We start from the raw sequence: 17,389 nt of genomic DNA, 5'->3' as shown, positions 1-17,389 counted from the left end.
CGGAGATCTGCGATGCGATTTACTGACATATTTATAAAACGGCCTGTGCTGGCGATCTCGCTCAGCTTCCTGATCGCCTTGCTGGGCTTTCAGGCCATCTTCAAGATGCAGGTACGGGAATACCCCGAGGTGACCAACACGGTGATCACCGTCAGCACTGGCTACTATGGCGCCAGTTCTGATCTGATCCAGGGGTTCATCACCCAGCCGCTGGAACAGGCGGTCGCGCAAGCCGACAACATCGACTTCATGACCTCCTCCAGCCAGCTGGGTAGCTCCACCATCACTGCATACATGAAGCTCAATACCGACCCCAACGCCGCGCTGTCCGACATACTGGCGAAGGTGAACTCGGTGCGCTCTCAGTTGCCGAAAGAGGCGGAAGACCCCTCGGTCACCTCCTCCACCGGTTCAACCACGGCGGTGCTCTACCTCGGCTTTACCAGCCCGGAGCTCAACTCCAGCCAGATCACCGACTATCTGGAGCGGGTTATCAAGCCGCAGCTCTTTACTGTCGGCGGGGTCTCCAAGGTTGACCTCTACGGCGGTGTCGAGTTTGCCCTGCGGGTATGGCTGGATCCGGCCAAGATGGCGGCCTTCAACCTGACTGCCAGCGACGTGATGACGGTGCTCAACAGCAACAACTATCAGTCCGCGACAGGTCAGGCGACCGGTTACTTCACCCTGTTCAATGGCAATGCCGAGACCCAGGTCAAGGATGTCGACGAGCTGAAGCGACTGGTGGTGGCTACCCGCGACGGCAAGGTGATCCGTCTGGCGGACATCGCCAAGGTAACCCTCGAGAAGAGTCACGATGTCTATCGTGCCAGCGCCAATGGTCGCGAAGCCGTGGTCATGGCGGTCAACGCCGCCCCGACAGCCAACCCCATCAACATCGCCCGCGATGTGCTGGCACTGCTGCCGAGCCTTGAGCGCAATATGCCGAGCACCATGCGTCTCAACGTGATGTATGACTCCACCGTGGCGATCAACGAGTCCATCCACGAGGTTATCAAGACCATCCTGGAGGCAGCCGCCATCGTTCTGGTGGTCATCACCCTGTTCCTCGGTTCGTTCCGCGCGGTCATCATCCCGATCATCACCATTCCGCTCAGTCTTATCGGCGTAGTGATGATGATGGATATGTTCGGCTTCTCGATAAACCTGATGACCCTGCTGGCGATGGTGCTGGCGATCGGTCTGGTGGTGGATGACGCCATCGTGGTGCTGGAGAACGTCGACCGCCATATCAAGGAGGGGGAAGAACCGTTCCGGGCCGCCATTATCGGTACCCGCGAGATCGCGGTACCGGTTATCGCCATGACGGTTACCCTGGCGGCGGTATACGCGCCTATCGCCCTGATGGGGGGTATCACCGGCTCCCTGTTCAAGGAGTTTGCCCTGACCCTGGCTGGCGCAGTGTTCGTCTCGGGCATCATCGCCCTGACTCTGTCACCGATGATGTGTTCCAAGATGCTCAAGGCCAACGAGCAGCCAGGCAAGTTCGAGAGCACAGTCCATCACCTGCTGGAGCGGATGACCGATCGCTACGACAGCATGCTGCACGCCGTGATGAAAAAGCGCCCCGTCATCGTGGTGTTCGCCGTCATCGTCTTCGCCAGCCTGCCGCTGCTGTTCAAGTTCATCCCGAGCGAACTGGCACCGTCAGAGGACAAGGGGGTCATGGCCGTGCTGGGTACCGCACCGTCCAACGCCAACCTAGACTACATCGAAAACACCATGGCGGATGTGAACAAGATCCTGGACGAGCAGCCCGAGATCGCCTTCTCCCAGGTCTTCTCAGGGGTGTTCAACGCCAACCAGGCGTTCGGTATCGCCTCCATGGTGCCCTGGAGCCAACGTGAAGCGAGCCAGAAAGAGGTGCTGGACCGGGTCGCCAATCTGGTGAAAGACATCCCGGGTATGGCCATCACCACCTTCCAGTTCCCGGAACTGCCGGGTGCATCAAGTGGTCTGCCGATCCAGTTCGTCATCACCACCCCGAACAGCTTCGAAAGCCTGTTCCTGGTGGCCGGTGAAATTCTGGCAGCGGCGCAGAGTAACGGTCAGTTCGTCTATTCGGATCTCGATCTGAACTACGACTCCGCCACCATGAAGATCCGCATCGACAAGGACAAGGCGGGTGCCTACGGCATCACCATGCAGGATATCGGTATCACCATGGGCACCATGATGGCGGACGGTTACGTCAACCGTATCGACCTGGATGGCCGCTCCTACGAGGTGATCCCGCAGGTCGAGCGCAAATACCGTCTCAATCCGGAGTCCATCAAGGGCTACTACGTGCGGGCCGCAGATGGCAAGTCGATCCCGCTCGGCAGCCTGATCACCATTGAAGTGGTTGGCGAGCCCCGCGCCCTGCCCCACTTCAACCAGCTGAACTCCGCCACTATCGGTGCCGTTCCGGCTCCGGGTGTGGCCATGGGTGATGCGATCAACTGGTTCCAGACCACCGCCGACGAGAAGCTGCCGCAAGGCTATCGTTACGACTTCATGGGTGAAGCCCGTCAGTTCGTCACCGAAGGCAATGCGCTCTATGCCACCTTCGCGCTGGCACTGGCCATCATCTTCCTGGTGCTGGCGATCCAGTTCGAGTCGGTGCGTGACCCCTTGGTCATCATGGTCTCTGTCCCGCTCGCCATCAGTGGAGCATTGATTGCCCTGGCATGGGGACTAGCGACCATGAACATCTACTCCCAGGTGGGCCTCATCACCCTGGTGGGTCTGATTACCAAGCACGGCATCCTGATCTGTGAAGTAGCGAAGGAAGAGCAGCTGCTGCGCGGCATGAACCGGATGGAAGCCGTGATGCAAGCCGCCAAGGTGCGTCTGCGTCCGATCCTGATGACCACCGCCGCCATGATTGCCGGTCTGATCCCGCTGCTCTACGCCGCAGGCGCCGGTGCAGCACAACGGTTCAGCATCGGTATCGTCATCGTGGCAGGCCTTGCTATCGGTACCCTGTTCACCCTGTTCGTACTGCCGGTGATCTACACCTATCTGGCTTCCGAGCACAAACCCTTGCCGGTATTCGATGAAACCATTCCGCCCAAGGCAAACGGCGGACACTGATCATCAATCACTTGCCAAGGCCCCGATACGGGGCCTTTTTTATGGTTCGCAGGAAAGACGACATAAGTCCATGAAGCAGTTAAACTAAAAAACACAACATCCAGACCGCAAGGACGCCATGTCAGGACTCATCTCCAAGACCGCCGAGGCCGTAGGCCGCAACGGACTCTCATACCGCCTGCTCTCCTATATTCTGGTGTGTAGTACCGTATTGGCGATGATCATTACGGTGCTGCAACTCGCCTGGGATTACCGCAAGGATGTCGCCGTCATCGAAGACAGCATCGGCCAGATCGAAGCCTCCTTTTTGCAACCTATTGCCGCCAGCTTGTGGAACCTCGATGAGGAGCAGGTCAAGGTGCAGATCGAAGGGATCATGAACCTGCCCAACATGCAGTTTGTGATGGTCAAGGAGATGCTCGGCAACTCCGAAGTGCCACTGTTGACCCAGGGAGTGGAACGGGAAAGCTATGACATCTCCCAGGAGTTCAATCTCACCTATCAGGGGGAAATTGTCGGCAAGCTGTTTGTCGCCGCGTCGCTGGAGCAGATTTACCAGCGTCTGATTGAGAAGTCAGTGCTGATCATGGTCAGCCAGACCATCAAGACCCTGGTGGTCTCATTTTGTATCCTGATCATCATTTACTATCTGGTGGTCAGACACATCAACCGCATCGCCAACTACGCCCAGAAGTTCAACCTCGATCGGCTCGACATGGAGCTGGTGCTGGAGGGGCGTCCGCAACCACGCAAGAAACCCGACGAACTGGATACCCTGGTCTCCACCCTCAACCAGATGCGCACCCGGCTACGTGACGAGCTGGTCGCTCGTCATCAGGCGGTGGAACAACTGCAACAGGAGCGGGATTTCTCCGCCACCCTGATCAACTCGGCCAACATGGTCATCTGCTGTATGGAGCCGGATCTCACCATCGCCAGCATCAATCCGGCAGCCATCCTGCTGACCGGTTATCACCAACAGGAGCTGCTCCAGCACAACTGGCTGGATCTCTTCGTCAGCCCGACCCAGCGGGAAGAGCTGAACAATATCCTGAACGAAGAGGGGTCACTGGCAGACAAAGAGGTCATCATGCATGACCAGCAGGCCCACGAGCTGGTGCTGCAGTGGACCTTCGTACCCTTCTATGAAGGGCCGAACCTCAAGTACCAGATCGGGTTCGGCTACGACATCACCCAACTGAAAAAGGTCGAGCGGGAGATTATCCAGCTCAATGAGCAGCTGGAAGGAAAAGTGGTGGAGCGTACCCGCAGCCTGAGCGAAGCCAACAACCAGCTGGGCAAGGCGTACGACGACCTGAAACAAGCCCAGCAAACCCTGGTGGAGTCGGAGAAGATGGCCTCCCTCGGCTCGCTGGTGGCCGGGGTGGCACACGAGATCAATACCCCAATCGGCATCAGTGTGACCGCCTCCTCCTACCTGCAGGAACGGGTTGCCGATTTCAAATCTCATATAGAGTCAAAACAGCTGTCGCGTTCCTATCTCAACGAGTTCACCGTCAACCTCGACGAGTCGATGCAGCTGCTGCAGAGCAACCTGCGGCGCGCCTCCGAGCTGATTGCCAGCTTCAAGCAGGTGGCGGTCGACCAGTCATCGGAAGCACGCTACAACTTCAGCCTCGCCGACAACCTCCATCAGGTGGTGGTCTCGCTTGGCCACAAACTGAAGAAGAGCCAGTGCGAAGTGGATATCCAGTGCGATCCCAAGCTGTCTATATTCTCCTTCCCGGGCAGTTTTACCCAGATCTACTCGAACCTGATCCTCAACTCCATCAACCACGGGTTCGACAACTGGGACAAACCGAAGAAGATCACCATCAAGGTGGAACAGCAGGGAGAGGAGCTGTTTATCGACTATTCGGACAATGGCCGCGGCATCCCGCCCGAAATCTTGCCGCGCATCTTCGATCCCTTCGTCACCTCCAAGCGGGGTCAGGGTGGCAGCGGTCTGGGCACCCACATCATCTACAACCTGGTGGTGCAACTGCTGAAAGGCCGTATCAGCTGTGCCAGCGAACCGGGCCAGGGCGCCCAGTTCCATATTCGCCTGCCGATCCAACATAACTGAGTGCTGGCTCTTGTGAGCCAGCCGCTTTATCCCCATCATGCTGTGATTGCATTCTTAATGAGCGGAGAACCTCGCAATGGCACAGCATTTTGACTATATCGCCATCGGCGGCGGCAGCGGCGGTATTGCTTCTGCCAACCGGGCTGCCATGTACGGTAAGAAAGTTGCCCTGATTGAAGCCAAAGAGTTGGGTGGAACCTGCGTCAACGTAGGCTGCGTACCGAAGAAGGCTATGTGGTATGCAGGCCAGATCGCCGATGCCCTGAAATATGGCGCCGACTACGGCTTTGACACCACCCTCAACCACTTCAACTGGGCCAAGCTGGTCGAGTCCCGCCAGGCCTACATAGGCCGCATTCACCAGTCCTATCAGAACGTGCTGGGCAAGAACCAGATCACCGTCATCAAGGGCTTCGCCCGCTTCGTCAGCAGCAACACCATCGAGGTTAATGGCGAGCACTACACGGCCGATCATATCCTGATCGCTACCGGTGGCCGCCCGGAAATTCCGGCCATCCCGGGTGCCGAGCTGGGTATCGACTCCGACGGTTTCTTTGACCTGCAAAGCCAGCCCAAGCGGGTTGCCGTGGTGGGTGCTGGCTACATCGCAGTCGAGATCGCTGGCGTGATGCAGGCACTCGGCTCAGAGACCCATCTGGTGGTGCGCAAGCACGCGCCGCTGCGCAACTTCGACCCCATGATCCACGAGACTCTGGTCGAAATCATGGCGCAGGAAGGGCTCAAGCTGCACACCCACGCCATTCCCAAAGCCGTGCTCAAGAACGCTGACAACAGCCTGACCCTGCAACTGGAAGATGGTCGCCACCTCACCGTTGACTGCCTGATCTGGGCCATCGGCCGGGTACCGGCTACCGACAACCTCAACCTGGCTGCCGCTGGCATCACGCTGGACGAGAAGGGCTTTATCCCGACCGACAAGTTCCAGAACACCGCCGTCGCCAACATCTATGCAGTGGGTGACAACACGGGGCGCATCCAGCTCACCCCGGTGGCCGTCGCTGCGGGCCGTCGCCTCTCCGAGCGGCTGTTCAACAACAAGCCGAACGAGCACCTCAACTACGATCTGGTGCCGACCGTGGTGTTCAGCCACCCGCCCATCGGCACCATCGGCCTGACCGAACCGGAAGCCATCGCCGAATACGGTGAAGAGCAGGTGAAGGTCTACCGCAGCCAGTTCACCGCCATGTACTCGGCGCTGACCCAGCATCGCCAGCCCACCCGGATGAAGCTGGTCTGCGTCGGCCCGGAAGAGAAGGTGGTCGGTCTGCACGGTATCGGCTTTGCCATGGACGAGATCCTGCAAGGCTTCGGCGTCGCCATGAAGATGGGTGCCACCAAGGCTGACTTCGACAACTGCGTGGCTATCCATCCGACCAGTGCAGAAGAGTTCGTGACAATGCGATAAGCACGTTTGAAGCAGGCCTGTCATTATCAGGCCAACTTCAACAACTGCGTTCCCATGCCTCATCCTACCAGCGCTGAAGAGTTCGTGACGATGCGATAGGTACGTTTGAAGTTGACCTGTCACGAGGAGCCGGCTTCGACAACCATCTAACCCCTTCTCCCAAACCCGGCTCAGGCCGGGTTTTTTGATCCCTCCTCGCTATTTCTCTCGCAAATCCGTTGTTCTTTACGCCGATTTTACGCCTGCCACATGGCGCTTTATGGCGCCTTTACGCCTCTTTTACATACCCTTTTCAGCGTCAATGACACCAACAGAGTCGATATGGTCTTACATCGGCTCTCGCAGCTAATTATCTCAATGGAGTCGATATGAATTGGCTATATCTGCTGCTCGTCCTCGCCTTGATGGCCTATCTGATGCGCGCACTCACGCGCAGTCACGAGTGAGGGACTACCTATATGCAGCAAGAAATTATCTACCCGGTGGCCAGCAAACTGCCGAGCCTCGTGAGCAATCCAATGCGTGCCCTGACGCACCGTGACCACGAGTGAGGAACTAGAACATGTGGCAAGAAATAATCTATCCGGTGGCCTTCGTACTGCTGGTTCTGCTGCCGGCACCGCTGCTGGGCAACTACATCTACCAGGTATTTGAAGGCAAAATCCGCTGGTTGGCACCGGTCGAGCGCGCCACACTGGCTTGCTGTGGCACCGATGGGCGGGAGCAGGACTGGAAGTCCTACGCCCTCAGCCTGCTGGCCTTCAACGGCGCCGGTTTCGGTCTGCTGTTCCTGATCCTGATGGCTCAGGGGTTGCTGCCCCTCAACCCGCAACAACTGCCGGGTCTGAGCTGGCAACTGGCATTCAACACCGCGGTCAGCTTTATGACCAACACCAACTGGCAAGCCTATTCCGGTGAGGCCAGCCTCTCCTACTTCAGCCAGATGGTGGGCCTGACCACCCAGAACTTCGTCTCCGCAGGGACGGGCGCAGCCGTCGCCATTGCCCTGTTCCGCGGTATCGCCCGTCAGCAGACCATCAACCTTGGCAATTTCTGGCAGGATCTGGTGCGTTTCTGCCTCTATGTGCTGCTGCCCATCGCGCTGATCATGGCGCTGGTGCTGGTATGGCAAGGGGTGCCGCAAAGCCTCTCCGCCTATCTGCCATTCCACGGTGTGGAAGGTCAGGAGCAACTGCTGCCCCTCGGCCCGGCAGCCTCGCAGATCGCCATCAAGCAGCTTGGCTCCAACGGCGGCGGCTTCTTCGGCATCAACTCGGCACATCCGTTCGAGAATCCGACCGCCCTCTCCAACTGGCTGGAGATGGTCGCCCTGCTCACCATCGCCGCCGCCATGGTCTTTACTCTGGGCCGCTATGTGAAGGACATGGCCCACAGCCGCGCCATTCTCGGCGCAATGACCCTCATGCTGGTGCTGGGGCTCTTCGTCTCCCTCTCCCAGGAGCTGAAACCGGATCACGCCCTCGCCCAGCTCACCACTGATGCCAGCAACATGACTGGCAACTGGGAAGGCAAGGAGAGCCGCTTCGGCCCTGTGCTCTCCAGCATCTGGGAAGTGGCGACCACTGCCGCCTCCAACGGTGCCGTCAACGCCATGCACGACAGCTTTACTCCGCTCGGCGGCATGGTGGGCATGATCAACATGCTGCTGGGCGAGGTCATCTTCGGCGGGGTCGGCTCCGGTATCTACGGCATGATGCTGTTCGTGCTGCTGACCGTGTTCCTGTGTGGACTGATGGTGGGACGGACCCCGACCTATCTGGGCAAACGGCTCGGCATCACCGAGATGAAGTGGGTGGTTGCCAGCATGCTGGTAATGCCGGTGGGGGTTTTGGTGATCGGTGGTGTCACCCTGCTGATGCCGGATGCCAACACCATCATCGGCCATGATGGCCCCCACGGTCTGTCACGCCTCATCTATGCCTACGCCTCGGCTGCCGGCAACAACGGCTCCGCCTTCGCCGGTTTTGCCGCCGGTGACAACTGGCAGTGCATCGCCATCGGTCTGGCCATGCTGCTCGGTCGCTTCGGCTACATCATTCCGGTACTGGCCATCGCCGGTCAGCTGGCCCGTGCGCCCCGTCAGGAGACGAGCGAAGGGGACTTCCCCATCAGCGGCCCGCTGTTCGTTACCCTGCTGATCATCACCGTCCTGCTGATAGGTGGCCTCTCCTTCCTGCCGGTGCTGGCACTGGGCCCGGTGGCCGAACATCTGAGCCTGATCGGAGGAGCACTCTGATGAACCTGACCCTGTCGATCACCATCCGGATGCCAATGGCCAACTATCTGATGCTGGGAGCTTTCCAATGAGCAAGTCCACTGCAATGAGCACCGACACCATGTTGGTGAAGGGCAAAAAACAGAAATCACAGATCATCCAGGCAATGGTTGAGGCCCTTTATCGCTTCAATCCCAAGGCGCTGTTTGGCAGCCCTATCCTGTTCACCCTCTGGCTGGCCGCAGTCATGGCGACCGTGGAGTCCCTGCTGGGGCAGCCTTTCTCCGGCGTTGCTCCCTCACTGGCCTGGCAGTTGACCGCCTGGCTCTGGCTGACCCTCTGGTTTGCCAACTTCGCGGAAACCCTGGCCGAAGGTCGCGGCAAGGCGCGTGCCGACAGCCTGAAAGCGGGCATGAGCCAGCTCAAGGCCCGTCGTGTGGCGAATGCCAAAGATGGTCAGGGCGAGTGGGTACCCGCCACCAGCCTGATGAAGGGGGACCTGGTGCTGGTACGCAGCGGCGAGATGATCCCGGCCGACGGTGAAGTGATCGCCGGTATCGCCTCGGTCAACGAGGCGGCCATCACCGGCGAATCCGCCCCCGTCATCCGCGAGTCGGGTACCGACCGCAGCGGCGTGACCGGCAATACCACCGTCGTTTCAGACGAGATCTGGGTACGCGTCAGCAACAATCCGGGCGAAAGCACGCTGGATCGGATGATTGCACTAGTGGAAGGGGCCAAGCGCCAGAAGACCCCCAATGAGATGGCGCTCGACGCCCTGCTGGTGGGCTTGACCCTGATCTTCCTGCTGGTGGTGGCTACCCTGCCCTGGTTCCTCGACTACAACGGCACCCAGGTACCGCGCCTCTACCTGATCGCCCTCTTCATTACCCTGATCCCGACCACCATCGGCGGCCTGCTCTCCGCCATCGGCATCGCCGGTATGGATCGACTGGTGAAGCTGAACGTCATCGCCAAGTCTGGCCGTGCCGTGGAAGCGGCTGGTGACGTGCGTACCCTGCTGCTGGACAAGACCGGCACCATCACCTTCGGCAACCGGATGGCCGACGAGTTGATCCCGGCACCGGGCGTCGACCCCGCCCTGCTGGCACAAGCGGCCATGCTGGCCTCGCTGGGTGACAACACCCCAGAGGGCAAATCCATCCTGACTCTGGCCAGCAAGAGCATGGCCAAGCCGAGCCAGCTGGAGAGCGACAAGGTGATCCCCTTCAGCGCCGAGACTCGCCTGAGCGGACTGGATCGCAACGGTCATCAATATCGCAAGGGTGCGGTAGATGCCGTGTTGAACTACCTCAGCCTCGACCGCAAGGCGGTACCTGAGCTGGTGCTCAAGTCAGTCGATAGCATCGCCCGTCAGGGTGGGACTCCGCTGCTGGTCTGCACTCAGGAGAAACTGCTGGGGGTGGTCTACCTCAAGGACATCATCAAGCCCGGTATCAAGGCTCGCTTCCAGATCCTGCGCCACATGGGGATCCGCACCGTGATGATCACCGGTGACAACCCGAAAACCGCCGCCGCCATCGCCGCCGAAGCCGGGGTGGATGACTTCATCGCCGAAGCAACGCCGGAGAAGAAGCTCGCCTATATCCGGCAGGAGCAGGCCGATGGCCGTCTGGTTGCCATGTGCGGCGACGGTGCCAACGATGCGCCCGCACTGGCGCAGGCTGACGTGGGGCTGGCCATGAACGAGGGTACCCAGGCCGCCAAGGAGGCGGGCAACCTGGTGGATCTCGACTCCAACCCCACCAAGCTGCTGGACGTGGTGCTGGTCGGCAAACAGCAGCTGGTGACCCGTGGCGCCCTGACCACCTTCTCCATCGCCAACGACGTGGCCAAGTACTTTGCCATCCTGCCAGCCCTGTTCATCGCCGCCTACCCGCAACTGGGGGCACTGAACCTGATGCTGCTGGGCAGCCCGCAGAGCGCCATCCTGTCGGCCATCATCTTCAACGCCCTGATCATTGTGGCGCTGGTGCCGCTGGCCCTGCGCGGTGTCGACCTGAAAGGGTCGGCCGCCAGCCTGCTGCGCCGCAACCTGCTGATCTACGGTGTCGGTGGCCTGCTGGTGCCTTTTATCGGCATCAAGCTGATCGATCTGGTCATTACCGGCCTGGGTCTGGTGTAACGACATAACCGGGATGCGGGGCAGACCCGCATCCCCAGCCATCTTTTTGGAGCAAGCGAATCATGATAGCAATCAGAACCCTGTTGACCCTCACCCTGCTGCTGGGGGTCGCCTACCCGCTGGCGGTCACCGGACTGGCACAGCTGCTGTTCCCCTGGCAGGCCAACGGCAGCCAGCTGACCGACAGCAAGCAGCAACTGATCGGTAGCGCCCTGCTGGGGCAGAAATTCGAGCGGGCTGACTACTTCCATCCCCGTCCCTCCGCCAGCGATTTCAACACCATTGGCGGCAGCGCCAGCAATCTGGGGATGAGCTCACCGCTGCGGGCAGAGTTTGCCGAACAGGCCGCCAAGGCACAGCCGGGAACCCGCTCCCCCGCCATGTTGACCCGCTCCGCCTCCGGCCTCGATCCCCACCTGCCGCTGGATGCGGTGCTGGCTCAGGTCGACCGCGTCGCCAAAGAACGTGGACTAGATCCCGCCCAACTAACGGAGCAGGTCAAGTCGGCCACACAAGCTGGTATCCTTGGCCCGCAGGTGGTCAACATTCTCCAGCTGAATCTGCAACTGGATCATATAAAGGGCGCCTGATGGCGCCCATTCCGGTTTGGTGATGACCTCGATTTTCGAAACGGGCAGTTGGCTCGATAGGGATAACAATGGCTGATGTAGCAAGCGCTGATGCCCTGCTGACGAGTCTGATGCAGGAGCATGGGGATGCGTGATGAGGTAAGGGCCGACGCCCTGCTGGCGAGCCTGGAACAGGAGCACAAGGGCAAGCTGAAGGTGTTTCTCGGGGCAGCTCCCGGCGTGGGCAAGACCTACGCCATGCTGCAGGCAGTGCGGGAGCAGGCCAAGGAGGGGGGCGACATCCTGATCGGCGTGGTGGAGACCCACGGCCGTCAGGAGACGCTGGCCCTGCTCGACAAGCTCGCCATCATGCCGCGCAAGATCCACATGCACCGCCAGCAGCGACTGGAAGAGATGGATCTCGACGGCCTGCTCGCCCGCAAACCGGCCATCGCCGTGGTGGACGAGCTGGCCCACAGCAACGCCCCCGGCAGCCGCCACGAGAAGCGCTGGCAGGATGTGGAGGAGCTGCTCAACGCCGGGATCGACGTCTACACCACCCTCAACGTGCAGCATCTGGAGAGCCTCAACGATCTGGTGTGGCAGCTGACCGGGGTCAGGGTGAAAGAGACCCTGCCCGATCAGGTGCTGCTGGAAGCCGACAGTCTGGTGCTGATCGACCTGCCCCCCAAGGAGCTGCTTGGCCGACTCAAGGAGGGCAAGGTCTATGTGCCCCATCAGGCCAAGGCGGCGCTGCAATCCTTCTTCTCCCTCAACAACCTCACCGCATTGCGGGAGCTGGCGATGCAGACCGCCGCCAGCCATGTGGAGGGCGATCTGCAACTGCAGTGGCAGGCAGCAGGCAAGAGCACCTTGCCGCTGCGGGGCAAGCTGATGGTTTGCCTCGGTGACCTGCACGGCTCGGCGCTGGTGCGCTACGGCCACCGCTTTGCCCAGCGCCGCCAGCTTCCGTGGCTGGTGGTGCATGTCGACAGCAATGGCCGCCGCTCGGCCGATGTGGAACAGGCGCTGGCGCTCGCCTCCCACCTCGGTGCCAAGGTGCTGACACTATCCAGCCCGGCGGTCGCCAACACCCTGCTGGAGACCGCCGAACAGCAGCAGGTCTCCCAGCTGCTGCTCGGCAAACCTCACAAGGCGCCGTGGCGCCGCTCGCTGGTGCAGCACCTGCTCAAGCAGGCGCAAGGGCTCGAAATCACGCTGGTCGATACCGAGAAGCAGAAGCCCGAAGTGGGAATGCGCGTCCCGACCCCGAAGGATATTCACCACAGCCTGCTGGCAGTGGTGATCATGGGGATCACCTCGGCCGCCGCCTGGGGGCTCTCCTACTGGCTGCCGCCCGCGGCGTTGCCGCTCATCTTTGTACTGGGGGTGCTGGCGACTGCCCTCACCACCAGTCTGGTACCCGCCACGCTGGCGGCGGTACTGGGCTTTATCGCCCACAATCTGCTGTTCACCGCCCCCTACTTCTCCCTGAGCGTCGCCAACCACAGCGATCTGCTCACCCTGTTTGTGCTGCTTATCGTCGGCATGACCGCGGGGCGGCTCGCCTCCCGCCAGCGGCAACAGCTGATCGGTCTGCGCGAGACCCAGCAGCTGGGCAATGCCCTGCTCTCCCTCAGTCAGGGGCTGGCCACTGCCAGCAGCCCGGAGGAGGTTTTGAGACAAGGTGCCCAGGCCATTTCACTGGCGCTCGGCCAGCCAACCGTGGTGATCGACAAGGAGTTCAACGATCGGCTCGGCAACGAGAAGCACAGGCCCGGGCAGACCGACAAGGCGGCCATCGACTGGTGTCTGGCCCAGAAGCAGAGCGCCGGGGCCCACACCGCCACCCTCAATGCAGCCGAGGCCCAGTATCACCACCTCAGCGACGATCTGGTGATCGGCATAACGCTGGCCAATCCGCTCTCCTCCTCTGCCGAACATCAGCTGCAGGCGCTGCTCACCGATATACGCGCCGCACTGGCGCGGATCGACCTCAACGAACGGCTGGCCGACAGCCAGTTGCAGGCCGAGACCGACCGGATGCGGGCGGCCCTGCTCTCCTCGGTCTCCCACGATTTGAAGACCCCGCTGGCGACCATCATGGGGGCTGGCAGTACCCTGCTGGAATATGGTGACCGGATCCCCGCCGATGATCGCAACGAGCTGCTCCACTCGGTACAGGAGGAGGCGCGCCGCCTGCACAGCTATGTGCAGAATCTGCTGGATATGACCCGCATCGGCTCCCCCGACTTCCAGCTGAAACGAGACTGGGTCGATCTGGCAGATCTGGTGGAGAGCGCCCGCAAGCGGCTCGACTCCTCCTGGCGCCAGCACAAGCTGCTGGTCCATTTCGATCAGCATGTGCCCCAGCTCTATGTCCATGGCGCCCTGATCGAACAGGTGCTGGTCAACATTCTCGACAACGCCTCCCGCTACTCGCCGGCTGGCACCCCCATCGAGTTCAAGGTGATGGTGGCCGAACCCGACCTCATCATCGACATCATAGATATCGGGGTCGGTATCGCCGAGTCGGATCGGGAGAAGATCTTCAACCTCTTCTACACCCAGCCGGTGGGCGATTGCGGCAGCCGTGGCACCGGGCTTGGCCTCGCCATTTCCCGCGCTATGATAGAGGCCCACGGCGGCAAGATTTGGGCCTTCTCCGGCCCCAATGGCAACGGCACCTGCATGCGTATCTCCCTGCCGCTCGCACTCAATTCACCGGAGGTCTGATGGTTGACCGCCAGATCGGGTCACTCAGCCCCTCCCACCATTCACCTCTGGAGGTTAGATGGCGCACATTCTGGTCATAGATGATGAAGCGGCGATCCGTCGCTTTCTGCGGATCAGCCTGATTGCCGAGGGGCATCAGGTGAGTGAGGCGGTGGGGGTCAATGAAGGGCTGGAGCAGTATCGCCACCTCAACCCCGATCTGGTGATCCTCGATCTCGGTCTGCCGGATGGCGATGGCATTCAGGTGTTGCAGGCCATTCGCGAACACCACCCCAATCCTGTGCTGGTGTTGTCGGCCCGTGATTCGGAGCAGGAGAAGGTGCGACTGCTGGATGCCGGTGCCAACGACTACATGAGCAAGCCGTTCGGCATCGGCGAGATGATGGCCCGCATCCGTGTGCTGTTGCGCCAGCGGGCTGGCGTCAGCAGCGGCGAGCGGCGCCACTTCCCCCAATGCGGCCTGACGCTTGATGTCAGCAGCCACAAGGTGACCATGAAGGAGGAGGAGATCCCCCTCTCCCGCAAGGAGTTCGCCCTGTTGCAGGCGCTGGTGTGCCACCCCGGCAAGCTGGTGATGCAGACCCAGCTGCTCAATGACATCTGGGGGCCGAGCCACAAGGAGGACACCCACTACCTGCGCATCGTCATTGCCAGCCTGCGCAAAAAGCTGGGGGATAACCCCCAGCAACCGACGCTTATCGAGACCGAATCAGGTATCGGCTACCGCTTTATCGGCAACTGATGTTTCACGTGGAACGACGCCCACTGCAAATCAGCGCCAATAGACCGCAGCCACTCAGCAACAGGCCGAGATCCTGCAATCCGGCCGCCACCGCCAACCCCAGACTGAGCAGCAGGTAGTAGCCAAGCCCGAACAGAGCGCCAGCACTGCCCGCTACTTCGCGATAAGCCAGCAGCGCCTGACTCAGCACATTGGGGATAGCCAGCCCGAAGGCCACCACCACACCCATCATGGGCAACAGGAACCAGAGGCTGGACTGACTCGCCCATACCAGCAGCCCGGCAATCAACGCCAGCACGCTAGCCAGTCGGGTCAGAGATGACGGCAGCCACCCCCTCCCCAGCAGATGCTTGTTGAGCAGGCTGCCGAGCAGAGTCGCCAGCGCCAGCAAGATCCCCGAATAGCCAAACTCGCCGGTGCTCAATTCCAATCCTGCAAAGAGGAACGGCGCCAGACTGTAGTAACCAAACAGCATGGTGTTGAACAGGGCGACCAGCATGGCACTGCGCCAGAGCCCGCCATCCTTCATCATCCGGCACGCCAGCGGCCAGAGTGCGACTCGCTGGGTAGTAACCGGGCGGGTTTCCGGCAGTTGCCAACAGGTAACCAGCAGCAAGCCTACCGCCAGGACCAACAGACCGCTGAACACTCCGAGATAACCGAACCCGCTCGCCAGCTGACCGCCACTGAGCAACCCCAGCACCGGGCTGAGGGAGAGCGCAATGCCCATCACCGAGAAGACCCGCGCCAGATCGCTGCCCTGATAGCTGTCACGCAGCATGGTCTGGGTCACCACGGAACCCACGGCTGCACCAAAGGCCGAGATGACCCGGGCCAGCAGCAGGGTTTCAAACTGGTTGGCCAGCAGCGCCAGCAGGGTGCCCGCACCGTAAGTCAGCAGACCGGCCAGCATGGCGGGGCGCCGTCCGATCAGATCGCAGAGCCGACCCCAGCAGACCACGCCCACCGCAAACGCCAGAAAATAGACCGACAGGGTCTGGGATGCCTGCCCCTCGCTCACCCGAAACTGGCTGGCGATGTGGGTCAGTACCGGGCTGTAGATGGTCTCCACAATTTGGGGAAACATCATCAATCCCACCACCAGCCAGAGCGGTGGCAACTTGTTGTTCATGACAAACCTCCTTCACAAGAGGTCGCCATTCTAGAGAGATGCCATTTGTCTGATTACAATAAGCAGGACTATAAACATCAAAAATCGGACATATGGCCTTTATTCTTCCCGATCACCCTTTTGACCCCGACCAGCTGACGGGCAGCGTGATCGGCATCGCCTCCGCCCTCGGCTGGCACGACTCGGGTCTGCATCAACATCAACGCCATCAGCTGCTGTTCGCCCAATCCGGCTGCATGACCATGGAGCTGGAAGGTCGGGTCTGCCTGCTGCCGCCCACCCGCGCCGCCTGGCTGCCAGCGGGCACTGCCCACCGGGTACTGATGCGCGGTGTGGTGGCCTACCGCTCCCTCTACTTCCAGCCGCATCCCGAGTTGCCCGGCACGGTGGAGGTGCTGGCGGTCAATCCACTGCTGCACGAACTGATCGAGCGGATGGCGCTCTGGCCGTGGGACAAACCGCAAGAGCAGCAACAGCGGACGGTGGCACTGTTTATGGAAGAATTGAGGCTGGCGCCGAGGGAGTCGTGGCAGTTGCCGCTGCCGACGGATCCCAGACTGGGCGGCTGGCTACAGCAGTTGAAACGGGGAGATGCCCTGCCCGATCGGCTCAACCGGCTGGCCGAACGGGTGGGTGCCAGTGACAAGACCATTGGCCGCATCTTCATGCGGGAGACCGGCATGAGCTATCAGGCGTGGCGTCAGCAGTGGCGACTGTTGCGCGCCATGGAGCTACTGGCAGAAAGCGAGCCTATCAGCCGGATTGCCGCTACGCTGGAGTTCTCCAGCGACAGTGCCTTTATCAGCTTCTTCAAACAACATACGGGACAGACCCCCCTGCGCTATCTCAGCTCTCGGGGTGAGTCGCCACAGCCTGACTCGCCTCCACCACCAGGGTATCCAGCGCCAGCGGTTTGAGGTTATGCAGCGCATCCTGCACCACGGCGTGGGATGCCTGTTGCAACTCGCTCTGCACATCCTGCTCCAGCTGGGCACTCTCCAGCTCGGGCCGCGGGTTTTCGTTGGCCATCACGTTCAGGCTCAGGGTACTCACAATCAGGGTAGCGATCAGGCTTTTCATCTGGTTTGCTCCGGTATGGTTGAGATGACCAGATAGCTATTCCAATAGTTGTGCCAATCCTCACGCAATTCATAACATGATGATTTTGTTTAAATTAACTATATCTCGATACCAAATTGAGTCGCAAAATGCATCCCGCTCGG

General features: G+C 60.7%; 11 protein-coding genes. 9 read left to right on the top strand and 2 right to left on the bottom strand.

The window, feature by feature from the left end; all coding sequences use genetic code 11:
* Positions 1-12: 12 nt before the first annotated feature.
* The 8 genes from I6L44_RS16835 to I6L44_RS16800 all read left to right on the top strand — a co-directional run bounded on the left by I6L44_RS16835 (position 13) and on the right by I6L44_RS16800 (position 15,034).
* Positions 13-3,093: a multidrug efflux RND transporter permease subunit gene (locus I6L44_RS16835; protein ID WP_216952542.1), complete on the top strand. Its 3,081-nt coding sequence runs from the start codon at positions 13-15 to the stop codon at positions 3,091-3,093.
* Between the two features lie 118 nt (positions 3,094-3,211).
* The gene (locus I6L44_RS16830) at positions 3,212-5,179 is read left to right on the top strand and encodes an ATP-binding protein (protein ID WP_216952540.1); all 1,968 of its coding nucleotides are present in this window, start codon (positions 3,212-3,214) and stop codon (positions 5,177-5,179) included.
* 76 nt (positions 5,180-5,255) lie between these two features.
* Complete coding sequence (gene gorA / locus I6L44_RS16825; RefSeq protein WP_216952532.1) at positions 5,256-6,605, top strand: glutathione-disulfide reductase; 1,350 nt, start codon at positions 5,256-5,258, stop codon at positions 6,603-6,605.
* A gap of 562 nt (positions 6,606-7,167) precedes the next feature.
* Positions 7,168-8,862 (top strand): potassium-transporting ATPase subunit KdpA, encoded by a 1,695-nt coding sequence (gene kdpA / locus I6L44_RS16820; RefSeq protein ID WP_216952530.1) that lies wholly within the window; start codon positions 7,168-7,170, stop codon positions 8,860-8,862.
* Between the two features lie 67 nt (positions 8,863-8,929).
* The gene (kdpB, locus tag I6L44_RS16815) at positions 8,930-10,987 is read left to right on the top strand and encodes a potassium-transporting ATPase subunit KdpB (RefSeq protein ID WP_216952528.1); all 2,058 of its coding nucleotides are present in this window, start codon (positions 8,930-8,932) and stop codon (positions 10,985-10,987) included.
* 62 nt (positions 10,988-11,049) lie between these two features.
* Positions 11,050-11,577, top strand: coding sequence for a potassium-transporting ATPase subunit C (locus I6L44_RS16810; protein ID WP_216952526.1), 528 nt, complete (start codon positions 11,050-11,052; stop codon positions 11,575-11,577).
* 126 nt (positions 11,578-11,703) lie between these two features.
* Positions 11,704-14,292, top strand: coding sequence for a sensor histidine kinase KdpD (locus I6L44_RS16805; RefSeq protein ID WP_216952524.1), 2,589 nt, complete (start codon positions 11,704-11,706; stop codon positions 14,290-14,292).
* Between the two features lie 58 nt (positions 14,293-14,350).
* Positions 14,351-15,034, top strand: a complete 684-nt coding sequence (locus tag I6L44_RS16800) for a response regulator (RefSeq protein WP_047439862.1) — start codon at positions 14,351-14,353, stop codon at positions 15,032-15,034.
* A 4-nt stretch (positions 15,035-15,038) separates the two neighbouring features.
* Here I6L44_RS16800 and I6L44_RS16795 read toward each other — a convergent pair whose 3' ends face one another.
* Complete coding sequence (locus tag I6L44_RS16795) at positions 15,039-16,166, bottom strand: multidrug effflux MFS transporter (protein ID WP_216952522.1); 1,128 nt, start codon at positions 16,164-16,166, stop codon at positions 15,039-15,041.
* 92 nt (positions 16,167-16,258) lie between these two features.
* Here I6L44_RS16795 and I6L44_RS16790 point away from each other — a divergent pair, with 92 nt between their 5' ends.
* Entirely contained in the window at positions 16,259-17,083 is an 825-nt protein-coding gene (locus I6L44_RS16790; RefSeq protein WP_216952520.1) for a helix-turn-helix transcriptional regulator, read from the top strand.
* Here I6L44_RS16790 and I6L44_RS16785 read toward each other — a convergent pair.
* Positions 17,013-17,246, bottom strand: coding sequence for a hypothetical protein (locus tag I6L44_RS16785; protein ID WP_216952518.1), 234 nt, complete (start codon positions 17,244-17,246; stop codon positions 17,013-17,015). The genes I6L44_RS16790 and I6L44_RS16785 overlap by 71 nt on opposite strands.
* Positions 17,247-17,389: the final 143 nt, after the last annotated feature.

Source organism: Aeromonas sp. FDAARGOS 1414, assembly GCF_019047065.1.
GTDB classification, from domain to species: Bacteria; Pseudomonadota; Gammaproteobacteria; order Enterobacterales; family Aeromonadaceae; genus Aeromonas; species Aeromonas veronii_A.
Note: the sequence above shows the minus strand (reverse complement) of the source record. Positions and strands in the feature narration are given on the sequence as shown.

Coding starts and splice junctions, on each gene's coding strand:
- I6L44_RS16835 (WP_216952542.1), top strand. CDS start 13: ATGCGATTTACTGACATATTTATAAAACGGCCTGTGCTGGCGATCTCG.
- I6L44_RS16830 (WP_216952540.1), top strand. CDS start 3,212: ATGTCAGGACTCATCTCCAAGACCGCCGAGGCCGTAGGCCGCAACGGA.
- gorA (WP_216952532.1), top strand. CDS start 5,256: ATGGCACAGCATTTTGACTATATCGCCATCGGCGGCGGCAGCGGCGGT.
- kdpA (WP_216952530.1), top strand. CDS start 7,168: ATGTGGCAAGAAATAATCTATCCGGTGGCCTTCGTACTGCTGGTTCTG.
- kdpB (WP_216952528.1), top strand. CDS start 8,930: ATGAGCAAGTCCACTGCAATGAGCACCGACACCATGTTGGTGAAGGGC.
- I6L44_RS16810 (WP_216952526.1), top strand. CDS start 11,050: ATGATAGCAATCAGAACCCTGTTGACCCTCACCCTGCTGCTGGGGGTC.
- I6L44_RS16805 (WP_216952524.1), top strand. CDS start 11,704: ATGCGTGATGAGGTAAGGGCCGACGCCCTGCTGGCGAGCCTGGAACAG.
- I6L44_RS16800 (WP_047439862.1), top strand. CDS start 14,351: ATGGCGCACATTCTGGTCATAGATGATGAAGCGGCGATCCGTCGCTTT.
- I6L44_RS16795 (WP_216952522.1), bottom strand. CDS start 16,166: ATGAACAACAAGTTGCCACCGCTCTGGCTGGTGGTGGGATTGATGATG.
- I6L44_RS16790 (WP_216952520.1), top strand. CDS start 16,259: ATGGCCTTTATTCTTCCCGATCACCCTTTTGACCCCGACCAGCTGACG.
- I6L44_RS16785 (WP_216952518.1), bottom strand. CDS start 17,246: ATGAAAAGCCTGATCGCTACCCTGATTGTGAGTACCCTGAGCCTGAAC.